Genomic DNA, 16621 nt, shown 5'->3' on the forward strand with positions numbered 1-16621 from the left:
GTTGATAAAATGGCACATAAAAAAAGAGCCTCATAAAGAGACTCAATTTTAGGTATTCATAAAGTATGATTTAAGGTGAGTTAGAAGCGGCCTACAACACCCAAACCTACATTATAACCATCAGCATCAGAATCAAGATTTTTTGATAAATCAAATGTAGCAGAGAATGCATCTGACATGCGTAACCAGTATGCGGTTTTAACCATAAAAGCATCATCAGAGCCAACATCCGCATAACCTAAACCCACAGACCAGGCTTTAGTCACATACCAATCTGCATTGATATTGATTAAGTCATCAGCATCTGTGTGAGTCCAAGATGCACCTAGGTCGATACCGGTTGTTGTTTCAAAATCAATAAAGCTACGCACTTCAGCACCGTACTGTGATTCAAAGTCATCACTGCCATCAATATAAAAAGCGGCTACTTTTGAGCTATCATTGAAAAAATAACCCCCATCCAGTTTGTAAACACTGCCACTATTATTGCCAAATTCTACACGTTGGAATTGACCACCAACGAACCATTTTGAATCAAACACATAAGTACCATCAAAACCTAAAGTGTCCACATCTGCAGCGTCAAACATAGAATAGTTAGCGCCAACGTTAGATTTTTGCGCTAAAAAGCCGTTAAGTGCATAAGGGCCGTTTGCTTGGTCAACAGGGCTAACATAGTAGCGATATTTTGCATTCCAAATACCGTCGCCAAATTCTTCAGAGTTAGCGTTATAGCTTAAGCCCGCTTCGTGTTGAAACGCAGCATCTTGTGCAGCTACAGCAGGTAAGCCTACAAAACCTAATAATAACGCTAGAGCAGTAACATTTTTCATCAATCATTCCTTTATTTGATTATTTTTCGCTAGGTAATTCAAGCAAGGTCGGGGGGGGAGATAGACTGAACATACAAGATGTTTAATCCACTATATTTTTCTTCCAAAACATCATGTTTGTGAAGTGTGCTTTCCTAGCGGCGCAAACCATAAAGCAAATGAGGTTAAAAATAAAATGAAACTTATAAATTAATAAAAAACTTAGACTTTTTATAAATGTCAATCCACTAAATAGAATGGGTTTTACTGTTGGCATTCTACTTTGTAATTAGTTTTATGTGCTATTCCGCTACATTGAGCTAATCGTGATATATTGCGCTATTGAATTTTTTATCCTCTAACTGTGATTATAAAATTATTATGAGAACGGCGATTGTGACCCGCGAAGGGTTTGAAAAACTCCAGCAAGAACTGCATTTTTTGTGGCGTGAAGAGCGACCTGAAATCACTAAAAAAGTGGCTTGGGCCGCTAGCTTGGGCGATAGAAGTGAAAATGCTGATTATCAGTACAATAAGAAACGTCTGCGTGAAATTGATTGGCGAGTAAGGTATTTACGTAAAGCGATTGAAAACCTTAAAGTTGTCGACTATTCCCCTGAGCAAGAAGGCAAGGTGTTTTTTGGTGCTTGGGTAGAGATTGAAAACGATGATGGCCAACAACTGACACTGCGGGTTGTCGGTTATGATGAAATTTTTGGTCGCAAAAATTACATTTCGATAGATTCACCTATGGCACGTGCCTTGTTAAAAAAAGAAGTTGATGATGAAGCGATAGTCAGTACACCTGATGGTGATAAGTGCTGGTATATTAATAAGATATATTATCAGTAAGCCGAATAAGCTTATTTAAAAGATATTATTTTTTCGTCCCCTTATCACAAAATTTGATAAATAGACTCTAGGCTGCGACACCTTGTCGCAGTTTCCGCTTTAGCTTTTGTCTCCCCCTATTATCGCAGGCACAATTGCAATACAACTTATCTACAAAAACAACAACATGAATGTAAAGTTTTCAATATTAACCGCTGCAGTTTTATCTGGGCTCTTTAACGGCCAATCTTTTGCTGATGAAATGGAAATTATCACCATTCAGCATAGTGATAATTACGCTGTTGCTTCTGCTTCAGACAAGGCATTAGCCGCCAAAATTGATGTAGGCGATTTATTTAAGGTGTTACCCGGAGCGTCAATTAATGGCAATGGTCCGTTAACGGGAATTGTGCAATACCGGGGTTTGTCTGGGGACAGAGTTAACACTCAAATTAATGGTGCTAAATTGGCTGGAGCAGGTCCTAATGCTATGGATACCCCCTTAAGTTATGCCAGCTTGATTATGACTGAACGGGTAGATTTGTATCGGGGTATCGCGCCTGTTGCTAGTGGTATTGATACCATGGGCGGCACAGTTAACGTTGTAGAGTCTAGCGCCGAGTTTGATGTGGTTAATGGTAAAGCTGCCGGCCAGTATCAAGATAATGGGCAACGTGGTTACTTAGGGGCAAAAGCTAATTTGGCGAATAAAGACCATGCTTTATTGGTTTATGCTGATGCATTAAATGGCAATGAAGATGTTAAAACAGCTAGCGGCAAGCGTATTCACCCCACTGATTATAAAAAACAAATGTTGGGTGGCCAATACAAGTTTAATTTAAGTGACTCTGCCGGCCAGGACGCGTTTATTGGTGTGGGTTATCAACATCTTGAAACAACCGATGCGGGCACGCCAGCATTACCCATGGATATTGGTTTTATTCGCACAGATCGGGTTAATGTTGAAGGTTTACAGCAACTAGCCGACTGGCAACTTGATTGGCACTTAGCCTATTCTGATGCGCGTCATGGAATGGACAACTTTAGTCAACGTAAGTTAATGCCAACCATGGGCGCGCGTTATAACAATGCTGATTCGACCAGTTTTGATGGTGCAGTAGCATTAAGTAAAGATAATTGGCAGCTAGGTGTGAATGTACAAATGGCCAACCATGACTCTGTGATTACTAATCCTACCCAGGCTATGTTCAGTGTCGATAACTTTAATGATGTAGAAGATAATCGCTACAGTGCTTTTGCCCAGTGGGACCAGAAAATCAACCATTGGCAAGTTAGTCTTGGTGCGCGTGTTAAACAATATCAAGCGAATGCGGGTGACGTACATCATTCAATGGCTGCCAATATGCCCGCTATTAATATGCTGATGACGCAGTTTAATCAAGCCGATAAAAGCCAATCGCAAACCGGCTTTGATGCTGTGGTGGATGCAAGATATGAAGTCAATAATGAGCTGTCTTGGATTGTAGGGCTGGCTCGCAAGCAATCTAGCGCCTCTTATCAGCAACGGTATTTGTGGGTACCTATGCAGTCTACCGGTGGTTTAGCTGATGGTAAAACCTACGTAGGACAAATCGATTTAGACCTTGAAACCGCTTATCAAATTGAACTGGGTAGTGAGTATCGCTGTGAAGGTTTATCTATTCTTCCGCGTATTTTTTACCATAGTATTGATGATTATATACAAGGTGTAAGCGCAACCAGTTCTACTGTGATAATGGCAGGAGCCATGGTGGGTGATAATCAGCCTATGCAGTTTGCCAATGTCGATGCAGATTTAATGGGAATGGATATCAACGCTGCGTATGCGTTTAACTCACTTTTTTCAATCGATATGGTAGCCAGTTATGTCGCGGGTGAACGTCGCGATATTGACGATAATTTATATCGTATTGCCCCAGCCAATATTAATGTCGGATTAAACTACGAATCACATTCCTGGTTTGCAAGATTAGAAACCTTAGCGGTAGCGGCACAAAATAAAGTGTCCCAAAGCCAATTAGAACAGCGCACGTCAGGTTATGCGGTGGTGAATATGCTAATGGGATATGAAGCTCAGTCTTGGTTAATAAAAGCCGGCGTCAATAATGTTTTTGATATTGAATATCAAGACCATTTGGCGGGATATAACCGGGTTATGGCAAGTGAAATTTTACCGGGTGAGCGTATGCCAGGGCTGGGTATACAAGCATGGTTAGCGGGAGAATATCGCTTTTAATACTTAATCATTTCAATCGTTTGGTTGAGTACCACACTTTGTCGATGACGACCCACTTTCGCATCTCTGCCAAGAATGAAAGTGGGTATTTTTTTGCTACTTTTTATTGGGATTTAACTTAACTTAAGTCACTGATTTACTGGTTTTTTTAGCAGTTTTCGCTGTAGTGTGCGCCTATGCATGCCTAATTGCCTTGCTGTTTGCGACACATTACCATTATTAGCGTTCAGCACTTGCTGAATGTGTTCCCACTCTAAACGTTTGGGGCTAATGGGCTGGTCTACTATGGGATTTTGGTCAATTTCATACTGTTGTTTAGCAAGGGCTTTTAATAATGTTTGGGTGTCTACCGGTTTAGATAAATAGTTGTCAGCGCCTAAACGGATCGCCTCAACAGCGGTGGCAATACTGGCATATCCGGTAAGAAACACGATCGTCGATTTAGGTAATAACTGGCGTAAAGGATTGACTAAGTTAAGGCTATTGCTGTGCTCAAGTTTCATGTCGAGCAGAATATGGCTAGGCAAATGTAGCCTCGCCAATAATAAGCCTTGGCTAGCGTCATGGGCTATGACGCATTCAAAGCCGTGCTGTGTCATACGCCGATGAAGAATGTTAGCCAGCGTTGTGTCATCTTCAATAATCAGCAATTTATGCATGGGTTTCTGCCTGCAACAAATCTGGCGTTATCGCTAAACTTGGTGCTATGGGTAAGCGTACCTGTGCCAATGTGCCGCCCTGTGGATGATGGTGCAAGGTTAAACTTCCGCCCAGTTTTTCTAAGCTTGCGTGACTGAGTAATAAAGCCACCCCCATTCCTTTTGCGTCGCGAATGATGTTTTGACCTATTTGGGCTATTAAGTCGGTAGAAATACCTGCGCCGAAATCGCGAATGTTTAAGTGACATTGTTGGTTGTCGATTGACACAGATAACTCGACTTGGTAATCAGCGTTATTTTCTTTACTGGCTCTGGCTGCATTGTCAATTAATGACATTAAAGCGGGTAAAAGGCTGGTATCCATATTGATTATCGTATTTGTGTCGATATTCACTTTAGTGGTTAAGGTCACTTCAGGCATTAATAACAATACTTGTTGGGTTAATATTTCTAATAGTGAAGTTAGGGCAATATGGGATTGTTGATTGTCTCGTATTGACTGAGTTGCGGTGCGTAAATCCGTTAAGGTTAATTCACAGCGGCCTAAAGCATGTTCAATATCGGGCAGAATATGGAACATGGACTCACCTTCGTGCAGTTCATCGACTAATAAGCGCAAACTGGCTAATGGAGTCGCAAGTTGGTGAGCCATTTGTGCCGACGCAGTACCTAGTGCTAATAACTTTTCTTGGCGTAATTGAGCCTCTCGTAAAATGCCCAGTTCTGCTTCTTTTTGACGAATTTTACGGGCGATAAAGGCAATGCTGGTGGTCACAATTAATGCTGATATTAAAAAGTTAAACCACATGCCCAAAAAGTGTGAACGCATATCCATGGTGTGGTTGCCCATGTTGTGCTCTGGCATGACAAAAATCATCAAGCTATAACTGGCGGTAGACAACAAGGTTAATACCCAGGGCGCCCATTGCGGTAATGCCACGGCGGCTACGGCAATAGGTAATAATAACAATGAGATAAAAGCGTTGGTTGCGCCGCCAGTAAGGTATAACCAGGCGGCCAGTAATAGTGAGTCTATTATGAGTGATGCAAATATCAATAAGATATTATGAAGGTAATATTTTTTGAAAAAGACGCTTAAACCAACATAAATAGCTTCCACTGTGAACAACAGATAAATCATGCTCGGCGGCGACGATAGGCCAAACAAATCAGCGGCAAAAAAGGTTAACCCTATTTTGAGCAGTAAATATACTAATCTGAGGTGGGTGTGATGGCTATTGCTCAGCCAGCTTTGTCGTTGAGGTGTTGGCAAAAATACAATCCTTTTAAGCCTAGTGATAAAAATGCACTCACTTATTGGGCAGATACAAACGTTTTTAACTCGAACAAAATTCAACCAGCAAAGATCAACAGGCCTAATAGATAAATATGCTGGGTGTGTCTCACATCATAATATTATTTTGCGGTTTAATGAACTTATACCAATTTCATAAGCGTTACTTAAGTTTCGGTTATCACAATAGTTAAATATTATCGCTCACTGATATTTAATCATCAGTGCTTAGACTTACTTGTACTACTTCGAGGTTAATTATGAAAACATCACATGAGTTTCCGCTGGTTCACCGATTAATCCATTGGGGCTTAGCTTTTGCTATGCTGGTGATGTTGCTGACAATATTTTTGCGCTTGGGTTGGATGGAAAAAAATCATATGGCGGCGATTATTCAGCAGGGCTTAGCCAAAATTTCAGTGACTATTGATAGTAAGCAAGCGGTGAGTATTGCCAAGATGATCCGCGGTGAGATGTTCCAGTGGCATATTTACTTTGGTTATGCCGTTGGGGTGTTTTTATCGGCACGCTTTATTTATATGGCAAAATGTGGCTTGCATTATTTATCTCCCTTTAATCCGCTGGCAAGCTTGCAACAAAAAATGCAAGCATGGGTCTATTGGTTATTTTATCTTGGGGTAACCGCCTCGATAATGACGGGTTTATTACTTAAATTTGGCCCTGAGTCGATTGAGGAATTAGCCGAAACCGTGCATAAATTAGCCTTGTGGTACTTCATCCCGTTTATTGTGCTTCACTTAGCCGGTATTGTGTTTGCTGAAGCTGGACATGACAAAGGCATAGTATCGAAAATGATTGGGGGTAAGTCGTAAGTTTATTATTAGCCTAGCCTAACGGTTTACTTTAATGGTTAGGCTAGGCGAATTTATGACAAGACTAAATCACATTCCTGTATATTACTGATTAGTTGTTCAATTTCGCTAATGGGCATAGGTTTACTGAACAGATAACCTTGAAAATGAGAGCATCCTATATCGAGCAGATAGCGTTTTTGTTCGATGGTTTCAACCCCTTCTGCAATGACTGAAAATCCTAAACTGTCAGCCATGGAGATGATGGTTTTCACAATTGATTGGTCGCTGGGATCGGTTAATAAGTCATCAACAAATGACCTATCAATTTTTAATTGTGACAAGGGTAGCTTCTTTAAATACTGTAAAGATGAGTAACCTGTACCGAAGTCGTCTAATGAAAACAGGATCCCCAGTCTGCCTAAGGCATTCATTTGAATGATGGTATTGTCGATATCATCGAGTAATAGTGACTCGGTTAATTCCATCTTTAGTTTAGTCACATCAATGTAGTAATGGTTAATCATTTTAATTACAGTATCGACAAAGTTTTTTTGACGGAATTGCTTGGAACTGACATTCACGGCAATGGTTAAATGCTTAGTATCACATTGTTGTTGCCATTGTTTTAGCTGTGCACAAGCGGTTTCTAATACCCATTGGCCTATTGGTAAAATTAATCCAGATTCTTCGGCGTAGGGAATAAATTCTACGGGACCAACAATGCCTTTAGTTGGATGTTGCCAGCGTATTAATGCTTCTACACCCACAGGTTGCTGATTTTGGTCTACTTGTAGTTGATAGAAAAGTTTGAATTGGTGTTGTGTTACCGCCTGGTGCAGTTCAGCTTCTAATGCTGCACGCTTACTAATTGCTTCTTGCATTTTGGGGTCAAAAAAACGCACCGTATTTCTACCCGCTAGCTTAGCTTGGTACATGGCAATGTCAGCTTGCTTCATCACTTCTGAAGTGGTGGTTAAGTGATCCTTAAACAACACCACACCAATGCTGGTAGTGCAATTATAGTGAATGTCGTTGAGCTGAAATACGTCATTCATTCTGGTCAAAATAGTGGTGCAAATAGTTGTTTTTTTTGATGCCGCAATAATATCTTCTTCATCAAGCCCTTCTAATATAATGACAAATTCATCACCGCCTATTCTGGCCAGGGTATCTTCTTTTCGTATGCAGTCACTTAATCTGGTAGCAATTAATGTGAGTAAGAGGTCACCTACATCATGACCGTGGGTGTCATTAAGCATTTTAAAATGGTCGATGTCTAAAAACAGTACTGCATTATTTTTATGGAGTCGTTTATTGGAAATAATCACTCGATTTAATCTATCCAGTAATAGGCGCCGATTGGGTAGCTCAGTCAGTGGGTCGTAAAAGGCTAACTGTTGAATTTTTTGTTCATTATTTTTACGTATGGTCATGTCATTGATAGTGATAACGTAATTTGTAATACATTGATTCTCATTGCGGACAGCATCGATAAATAAATAAGCTGGAAAGGTAGAGCCATTTTTATGGTTATGCCATATCTCACCCTCCCAATTATCGGTTTCAACCACCTTATTCCAAATCTCATTATGAAAATTGTCATCGTAAAGCGCAGTATTAAATAAGTTAGGTTGCTTGCCTATTAGCTCTTCTTCTGGATAGCCAGTAATCGTGCTAAAGGCCTTGTTTACTTGTAAAATTGCTCGATTAGTATCGGTAATGAAAATTCCTTCATTCGACTCGAATACCTTGGCCGCTAAACGAAGTTTTTGTTCCAACTGTTTACGCTCAGTAATATCAGATATGCCTGTGATGTAACCGACCACTTGCTGTTGTTCATCAAACTCGGGGACGTACTGAACTAATAATTCCTGTGTAAACAAGCATAAGTCATAGGTCACTGAAACCCCTGACAGCACCTTATCAATATGTTGACTAATTTCTTGGTAAATTATTTCCCCAAAGATGCTTTTCACCGGCTGACCCACAATGTCGTCAGGTTTTAGCCCAAACAAGGCTGCATAAGATTGCGTCGCATAAATAAACTCTTGCTGCTTGTTGCATCTGGCAATATAAAAAGGCGAATTGTCGTTAATAAATTGCAATCGTTGCTGCTGCTCGATCAGCTTTGTCTCAGCGTTTTTAAATGCTGTAATGTCTTGGGAAAACCCCGATATTGTATGTGATTTACCATCAGGACTTGCGATACGTTTACCACGGCATTCTATCCATCGAGTTGTTCCATCACTGGGGCGAGTTATAGGGTATTGAATGTTATGTTCGATGCCGTTGTTATAACAGGACGTTATTGACTCAATTAAAGTGTGCTGATATTCAACGGGGATCAACTGACAAAGCATTTCTAGACAAGGTTGTTGATCTTTTGATAACCCAAATAAGCTATACATTTGATCAGACCAATGCAGCGGTGCGTGTAAATCGACTAAATCCCAGTAGCCAACCTGAGCATAGTACATCGCTTCTTCAAAGCGTTTTTCGCTATTGACCAACTGTTGCTGAATGTCATAGTTCAGTCTTGTTTTACGCATCAGGTGCAAGGTGTTAGTTGATAAATTAGCATAGCTGGACAAAATGACATTGATAAGGCGTCGAGTTGACCCCTGCATTTGCTGTTGTGAATGGGCTTTAGCCTCTTTTAAAGGTACTCCCTGTTGCAACATCATGACTAGGATTGCCATGTAGCGGTCACTTTCTAAAATATGGGATGCTAACCATTGGGTGAGAAAAGATATCATTTGCTCGAGTAAAGCATCAGATGGCGTTGTAGTGAGTTGAGTTTGCAGGGTAATGACCTGCTGAACAAAATCATCATGGCCTAATTTGTGGTTTGTACTAAGTTGATGATTGGGCAAGTATTGATGCCAGATATCTTCTTCAGTTTTAAAGTGGTAAACAGTGTAATTAATTAGCTCTTGGAATATGGCATTCATATCTATCACTGAGGTACTAAATACCGCCTGATTTGCCAGGCGATTTAAAATGATGACTAATTTTTTATGCTGTTCATCGATTTTTGCTAATCCTGTGCAAAAATTTTCATTCCATGGAAAAATATCTATCGATTCAGTCACTATGCCACCAATTAAATTCTGGTATCTCTAAGTAATCAGTATAGTTGTACATTTTACACTTGTGGATGAATTTTAATTTTCCTGACAATTGTTGTGATCAATTTCTACGGTTTCGTAAAGTAAAAATCATGTTCAATATCTAATTTTATGCGGTTTGTGGTATGGTGAGGCAATTTTAAAATTTAAGCCTATAAACATCTGCTATGCATAATATTGCCCAAATAATTGCCCAAGAATTGAATGTTCGCCAACAACAAGTCGATGCCACTATCGCCTTGCTTAATGATGGTGCCACAGTGCCCTTTATTGCTCGTTACCGTAAAGAAGCTACCGGCGGGTTAGATGATACTCAGTTACGGCAGCTTTACTCCCGTTTAGGGTATCTAACCGAGATGAGCGACCGACGTCAGGTAATTTTGTCTAGCATCGACGCACAGGGTAAGTTAACTCCAGCGTTAAAGTATGCAATCGATGAAGCCGACAGCAAAACTCGCCTTGAAGATTTATATTTGCCTTATAAACCTAAGCGTCGTACTAAAGGGCAAATAGCCATTGAAGCTGGCATTGAGCCATTGGTCGATATATTGCTTGCCGATCGCAGCGCAGATGCTGACGCTAAAGCCGCCGAATTTATTAACTCTGAAGCCGGTTTTGCAGATGCAAAAGCTGTGCTGGATGGCGCACGTTTTATTTTGATGGAACGCTTTGCCGAAGATGCTGATCTGGTCCTTAAAATTCGTAACCATTTAGCCCAACAGGCTGTGTTTGAAAGCAAAGTGGTTAAAGGCAAAGAAAAAGAAGGCGCTAAGTTCCGCGATTACTTTGAACAAAGTGAAAGAATCACTAAAGTGCCATCACATCGCGCCTTAGCTATGCTTCGTGGCCGCAATGAAGGTATTTTAAGTTTAAGCATGAATGCCGACCCTGATACTGAAGCCAAACAAGGCAGTTATTGTGAAGTAATTATTGCCGACCATTTCAAGCTTAAACTCACAGATTCAAGTGTCGATCAATGGTTAAAAACCGTTGTTACCTCGACGTGGCGCATTAAAATTGCGTTACAAATGGAAACTGAATTTATTACTAAAATGCGTGAAAGCGCCGAAGAAGAAGCGATTAAAGTCTTTGCCCGCAACTTGGGTGATTTGCTTATGGCTTCGCCTGCGGGCGCAAAAGCGACTATGGGGCTAGACCCTGGTATTCGTACCGGTGTGAAGGTTGCTATTGTTGATAACACCGGCAAGTTAGTTGCCCATACAACGGTTTTCCCGCATGCGCCACAAAATCTGTGGGACAAATCAATAAAGACATTATCCAATCTGGTTGGTATGCATAAAGTGGACATTATCGCGATAGGTAATGGCACTGGCTCGCGTGAAACCGACAAGCTGGCAGGTGAGTTAATTGCGGCGGTAAAAGAAAGCCGTCCAACTCTAACTAAAGTCATGGTCAGTGAAGCGGGTGCTTCTATTTACTCGGCTTCCGAATTTGCCGCCAATGAATTTCCCGATTTAGATGTGTCGATTCGAGGCGCGGTGTCAATTGCGCGTCGTTTACAAGACCCATTAGCCGAGCTAGTTAAAATTGAACCTAAAGCCATTGGTGTAGGGCAATATCAACATGATGTTAGCCAAAGCCAGTTATCGCAATCGCTTGAAGCTGTGGTTGAAGACTGTGTGAACAGTGTGGGTGTTGATTTAAATATGGCCTCTGCGCCGTTATTGGCACAAGTGGCTGGGCTGAATAAAACCTTAGCGAAAAACGTGGTTGATTACCGTGATGAACATGGCCAATTCACTAACCGTAAGCAATTATTGAAAGTGGCGCGTTTAGGGCCGAAAGCTTATGAGCAAGCCGCAGGATTTTTACGCATTCGCAATGGTGATAATCCACTTGATGGTTCAGCAGTGCATCCCGAAGCGTATTCAATTGTTGAGTCTATTGCCGCCGCGTCGAAACATGATGTTGCCCAATTGATTGGTAATGGCGAGTTATTAAAGGGCGTGAAAGCTGAGCTGTTTGTCACTGAATCATTTGGTTTACCGACCATTACCGATATTTTGGCTGAGTTAGATAAACCCGGGCGAGATCCGCGTGGTGAGTTTAAAACAGCCAACTTTAAAGACGGTGTTGAAGCGCTTAACGATTTAAAAGTGGACATGATCCTTGAAGGCGTTGTGACTAATGTGACTAATTTTGGTGCCTTTGTTGATGTGGGTGTTCATCAGGATGGTTTAGTGCATATATCGTCGCTAACCGACAAGTTTGTCAGTGATCCGCATACCATAGTGAAAGCGGGTGACGTGGTTAAAGTCAAAGTGATGGAAGTGGATATTGAGCGCCGCCGAGTCAGCTTAAGCATGCGCCTTGATGAAATACCGCAACCGGCTAATACAGACGGCAAGCCACAATTTATTGGTCAGCCTGGCAAGGGTAAACCTGCTCATAATAAAGGCCAAAAACCTGCGCATGCTGGTAGAAATGTTACACCGCCAAAAGTTAAAGTGCCGGCTAATGCCGCTATGGGTAATGCGTTCGCGGATGCTTTGGCTAAAATGAAAAAGTAATTTTGCTTGTATATATCATTCAGAAAGCGCTTATTAGTAAGCGCTTTTTTGTTTTTATGCCTGTTATAAACTGAAGTTTCACTGGGCAAGTGAACATTCAGTATTTCTTAAGCCATTCTTAAGTTTGGTTGTGGATGATACATTTAGGTAATTAAGAATATTAAATCATCATAATAGGTAAAGCATGTCGACACTTTCTAAACTATTTTTACGTATTGGCTCTCCTCAATTACATGTCACTAGCGTTATTATTCTATTGTCAGTTTATTTTGCTGTTGTGTTAAATTACCCAATTAATCAACGTATTTATGAATTATCAACAGAAGGCCATCTGCTGTTTAAGCTGTCTCCTGCTGTGCTGTTAACCGGACTATTCTTAATTATTTTCAGCATGTTTTCTATTTCTATTAAGTATGTGTTTAAGCCTTTTGTGACATTGTTATTAGTGTCGTCAGCCACGACCATGTTCGCTATGTTGTTTTATAATGTCATGTTTGACTATGGCATGATTGAAAATATCTTTGAGACTAATACTGGTGAGGCTTGGTCTTATGTGAGTTTACCCTCGGTGTTATTTGTCAGCACTTTGGGTATTTTTCCATCATTATTATTGTTACGAACTCGGGTTATTCGGGCCGACAGTATCTTAAAAGGTGTCTTGCAACGTATTGGATTAGTTGTTATTGGCTTAGCACTTGTTGGTGTTGTAGCGTTATTTTTTTACAAGGATTACGCTTCTGTAGGGCGTAATAATCATTACTTAAATAAAATGATTAACCCAGCACACATTTTTAATACCGTTAAGTACATCAATAATACCTATTTAACAGAGCCATTAGTTTACAAGGCGCGTGGCACAGATGCCCACCTAGCCGCCAAGAAAAACCCAAAACCAACCCTATTTGTGCTGGTAGTAGGCGAAACAGCCAGGGCGGAAAATATGGCTTATTATGGCTACTCTCGAAACACCAATCCTTTTACTCAGTCGCTGGATATGATCAGTGTTGCTAATGTATCTTCATGTGGCACGGCAACCGCGCATTCATTACCTTGTATGATGTCTGATATGAATCGGGATAATTTTAAGCGAAATCAGGCTAATGCCCAAGACAATGTGTTAGAGGTATTACAGCAAGCGGGCATTGAAGTGACTTGGTTTGAAAGTGATGGTGGTGACAAAGAGGTTGCTAGTCGCATTACTAAGAAAGAGGTCGCCATAAGTGATAATAATCCGCTTTGCGATGGTCTAACCTGTTTTGATGCGGTTTTAGTTGAACAACTGTCAGCTCATATCAAAGCAAGCGCGGTAAATGACCTAGGGTCTACTTTGCAAAATCAATTTATTGCTTTGCACACTATTGGTAGCCATGGCCCGACATATTGGAAGCGTTACCCGAAAGAGATGGAGGTGTTTACGCCCGCTTGTAATCGCAGTGATATTGAAAACTGTACCGATGAAGAAATCGTTAATGTGTATGACAATACGATACATTACACCGATTATATTTTGTCTCAGGTTGTTAGTATATTAAAGCAGTATGAGTCTGAATATCAGGTTGCCATGTTGTATGTCTCTGATCACGGTGAGTCATTAGGTGAAAATGGTCTTTATCTGCATGGTACACCTTACGCGATAGCCCCAAGCCAACAAACTCATGTGCCTTGGCTGATGTGGTTGCCTGAAAGCTATACAGAAGCAAAAATGCTTGACCGGAAATGCATTGTTGAACAGGCCAGTAAAGGTGAACACTCACATGCCAATCTTTTTCATACTCTATTGGGTTTATATGGCGTAGAGACCCATTTAAGAAATAGTCAACTTGATATCAGTCATGGCTGCAAAGTGATTTAAGCAATGTAGATATATGAATCGACAGAATGCTGGCGCTTGAGATGTCCAGTGGTATACCTATAAATGCGTTAATGGAATAAGCAGGAAGATAGATGAAAGTGTTGCTAATTGAAGATTCTGAAGCGCTTCGTCGGGGGATCAGAGTAGGACTGGATCATTTGGGTTATACGGTTGATGAAACTGGTGATGGTTCTGAAGGCCTCAGTATGGCGCTGACAAATCATTATGACTTTATTATTTTAGACTTAATGCTGCCCAATGTAGATGGTATTAGTTTACTTAAAAGTATTCGTAAACTGGGCAACCAAGCCAAGGTGATTATCTTATCGGCAAAATCATTAACTGAAGATCGCGTCGCCGGTTTACTCGCTGGGGCTGATGATTACCTCACCAAACCTTTTTCATTTGACGAACTTCAGGCTCGTTTGGTTACCTTGGGCCGCCGCGGTGATCTAACCTCACATTCGAAAAATATACGATTGGGTGAGTTACTGCTTGATGATAATCAAAAGGTATTAATTTATAAGCAGACAATCATAGAGTTAACTAAAAATGAATACAAAATTATCGAGTATTTATTTAACAACCCTAATCAAGTGCTTAATCCTGAACAAATAAGTGAAGCCGTTGTCGGCTCATTTAACCATTTATCTAAAAATACTATCGAAGCCCATTTGTCGGCCGTGCGTAAAAAAGCAAATCTAGTGGGAGCGACGTTACCGATAAAAAACAAACGCGGTTTTGGTTATTTTGTGGGTGAAGATTAATGACATCATTAGCTAATAACCTAGTTAATAGGATGACATGGGCGGTATTAATTATTGTGGTATTGGTATTTTTAGCCGTTGATATCATTATTGATAACTGGATTGATACCGAATTTGATAATGCATTAACCACCAAGTCGAACTACCTTAAAACCTTAATTAAAGTGTCGCCGGCAGGAGTCGAGTTTGATTTTGCGGGGGAGTTTATGCCTGAGTTTACTTTACCTGCCAAAGGGGAGTATTTTCAGCTGTGGCAAAATGGCGTTGTGTTCGAACGGTCTGAATCTTTGGCGCATTTTGCTCAAGCAAATCTAATAAAAGCCGATTTGGCTATTAATGGTCGTCAGTTTTTCGATGTGACCTTGCCAGATGGGCGTTCAGGAAGAGCAATGGTGTCTGTTTTTGAACCACAGGTGCCTGATAAATATCAAAGTGTCATCACTGAAAATATCGCTCCCATGGTATTAACTGTGGCGCTGTCAGAAGAAGAGTTAAATCATATTCTGATTATTATAGATTCCAGTTTGGCAATTGGTTTATTGCTGGTTATTTTGTTCATGCGCTGGGCTGTGGTGAACTTGATTCACCGGGGTTTGCAGCCATTGAATGATCTAAACCAGGCGCTCAAAGATATCGACTTCCAGCAAGCTGAGTTAAAACTTCCTGCCCATTTTAAAGCGTTTATCGAAATTGAACCGATAAAAAATGAACTCAATAAATTTCTAAGAATCAATCACAAACATCTGCAGAATGAAAAACGGATCACCGCCGATATTGCCCACGAGCTTAAAACCCCGATCAGTGAGCTAATTAGTTTAAGTGAAATCTATATACGTTATCCCGACGACGAACGAATAGGCGTGAGCTACAAGCAAGATGTACTCAGCATAAGCTTAAAAATGAAAGATATAGTCAATAATTTATTATTACTGCAAAAGGCGTCTTCCGAAGGGTTGCAATTAAGCCAAACTTTGATTGATGTTAAAGCTTTTATTCAAAAAATCGTCGCTGAGTTAAATGCTTTGCGAAGCGGATCGTTAGCCAGAGTCAACGTCATCAGTGAGTTAAATGGAGTCATGTGCCAAACAGATGCGTTTTCGCTTCATACTGTACTGTATAACTTGATTGATAATGCACTGTTTTACAGCCCGCAGCAGTCAAAGGTTGATATTCGTCTTATTAAGCAAAAACAACCTGTTCAGGGCAACAAATCAGCGATGATAGTGATCACCATTGAAAATGAGTTACTTAATAGTATCAGTGATGATGATTTAGACCGTTTGACGCTCCCTTTGTTTCAAACCGAAAAGTCACGTCAACACCAAAATAGGCATGGGCTGGGTTTAGCTATTGTGGATAATATAGCCCAGGTGAACCAATACGCTTTTTCGTTTGGCCTCGTTGATACAAATCGAATCGCATTTACCTTTACATTGCCAGTGATGGGCGATATTAGTGGCTGACAAGAGACAATGGGTTAAGTAAATGTGAATTTTATTAGTTTACAGTGAACTAATATTTATATTGAGCGTCAAATTTGAATCGAAATAATCATAAACAATGAGTTTTATTTTATAAGCTGACTGTAATCATTGAACAATATCGCATTAATCATTATTTGACACATGTTAGTATTCTGTTAACGTGCACGTCGCTGATTGCCGGTGTTAAAACCGATTGCTGTTATGACACAAAG

11 protein-coding genes are annotated in these 16621 nt (G+C 40.5%); 7 read left to right on the forward strand and 4 right to left on the reverse strand.

The window, feature by feature from the left end; translation table 11 throughout:
* Positions 1-80: 80 nt before the first annotated feature.
* Positions 81-833 (reverse strand): putative porin, encoded by a 753-nt coding sequence (locus FJ709_RS01010; RefSeq protein ID WP_226412607.1) that lies wholly within the window; start codon positions 831-833, stop codon positions 81-83.
* A gap of 360 nt (positions 834-1193) precedes the next feature.
* Here FJ709_RS01010 and greB point away from each other — a divergent pair, with 360 nt between their 5' ends.
* Positions 1194-1664, forward strand: a complete 471-nt coding sequence (greB, locus tag FJ709_RS01015) for a transcription elongation factor GreB (protein WP_226412609.1) — start codon at positions 1194-1196, stop codon at positions 1662-1664.
* Positions 1665-1830: 166 nt separating this feature from the next.
* Entirely contained in the window at positions 1831-3879 is a 2049-nt protein-coding gene (locus FJ709_RS01020) for a TonB-dependent receptor plug domain-containing protein (RefSeq protein ID WP_226412611.1), read from the forward strand.
* 128 nt (positions 3880-4007) lie between these two features.
* Here the strand turns inward: FJ709_RS01020 and FJ709_RS01025 are convergent, their stop codons facing one another.
* Together FJ709_RS01025 and FJ709_RS01030 are read right to left on the reverse strand one after the other, a co-directional pair.
* Entirely contained in the window at positions 4008-4538 is a 531-nt protein-coding gene (locus FJ709_RS01025) for a response regulator transcription factor (protein ID WP_226412613.1), read from the reverse strand.
* Positions 4531-5811, reverse strand: coding sequence for a sensor histidine kinase (locus FJ709_RS01030; protein ID WP_226412615.1), 1281 nt, complete (start codon positions 5809-5811; stop codon positions 4531-4533). The genes FJ709_RS01025 and FJ709_RS01030 overlap by 8 nt, the downstream gene beginning before the upstream one ends.
* Positions 5812-6092: 281 nt before the next feature.
* On the opposite strand from FJ709_RS01030, the gene FJ709_RS01035 reads away from it, so the two are divergent.
* Positions 6093-6665, forward strand: a complete 573-nt coding sequence (locus tag FJ709_RS01035; RefSeq protein ID WP_226412617.1) for a cytochrome b/b6 domain-containing protein — start codon at positions 6093-6095, stop codon at positions 6663-6665.
* Positions 6666-6718: 53 nt separating this feature from the next.
* On the opposite strand, the gene FJ709_RS01040 is transcribed toward FJ709_RS01035, so the two are convergent.
* A complete protein-coding gene (locus FJ709_RS01040) occupies positions 6719-9739 on the reverse strand; it encodes a bacteriohemerythrin (protein ID WP_226412619.1) in 3021 nt (1006 codons plus the stop codon).
* 203 nt (positions 9740-9942) lie between these two features.
* Between FJ709_RS01040 and FJ709_RS01045 the strand changes: the two genes are divergently transcribed.
* The 4 genes from FJ709_RS01045 (at position 9943) to FJ709_RS01060 (ending at position 16388) form a co-directional block, all read left to right on the forward strand.
* The gene (locus FJ709_RS01045) at positions 9943-12306 is read left to right on the forward strand and encodes a Tex family protein (RefSeq protein WP_226412621.1); all 2364 of its coding nucleotides are present in this window, start codon (positions 9943-9945) and stop codon (positions 12304-12306) included.
* Between the two features lie 184 nt (positions 12307-12490).
* Positions 12491-14158 carry a phosphoethanolamine transferase gene (locus FJ709_RS01050; protein WP_226412623.1) on the forward strand — a complete coding sequence of 556 codons (1668 nt, stop codon included), beginning with the start codon at positions 12491-12493 and terminating at the stop codon, positions 14156-14158.
* Between the two features lie 92 nt (positions 14159-14250).
* Positions 14251-14925, forward strand: coding sequence for a response regulator transcription factor (locus tag FJ709_RS01055; protein ID WP_226412625.1), 675 nt, complete (start codon positions 14251-14253; stop codon positions 14923-14925).
* Entirely contained in the window at positions 14925-16388 is a 1464-nt protein-coding gene (locus FJ709_RS01060) for a sensor histidine kinase (protein WP_226412627.1), read from the forward strand. Before FJ709_RS01055 ends, FJ709_RS01060 begins: the two co-directional genes overlap by 1 nt.
* Positions 16389-16621 lie beyond the last annotated feature (233 nt).

The organism is Shewanella glacialimarina (assembly GCF_020511155.1).
GTDB classification, from domain to species: domain Bacteria; phylum Pseudomonadota; class Gammaproteobacteria; order Enterobacterales; family Shewanellaceae; genus Shewanella; species Shewanella glacialimarina.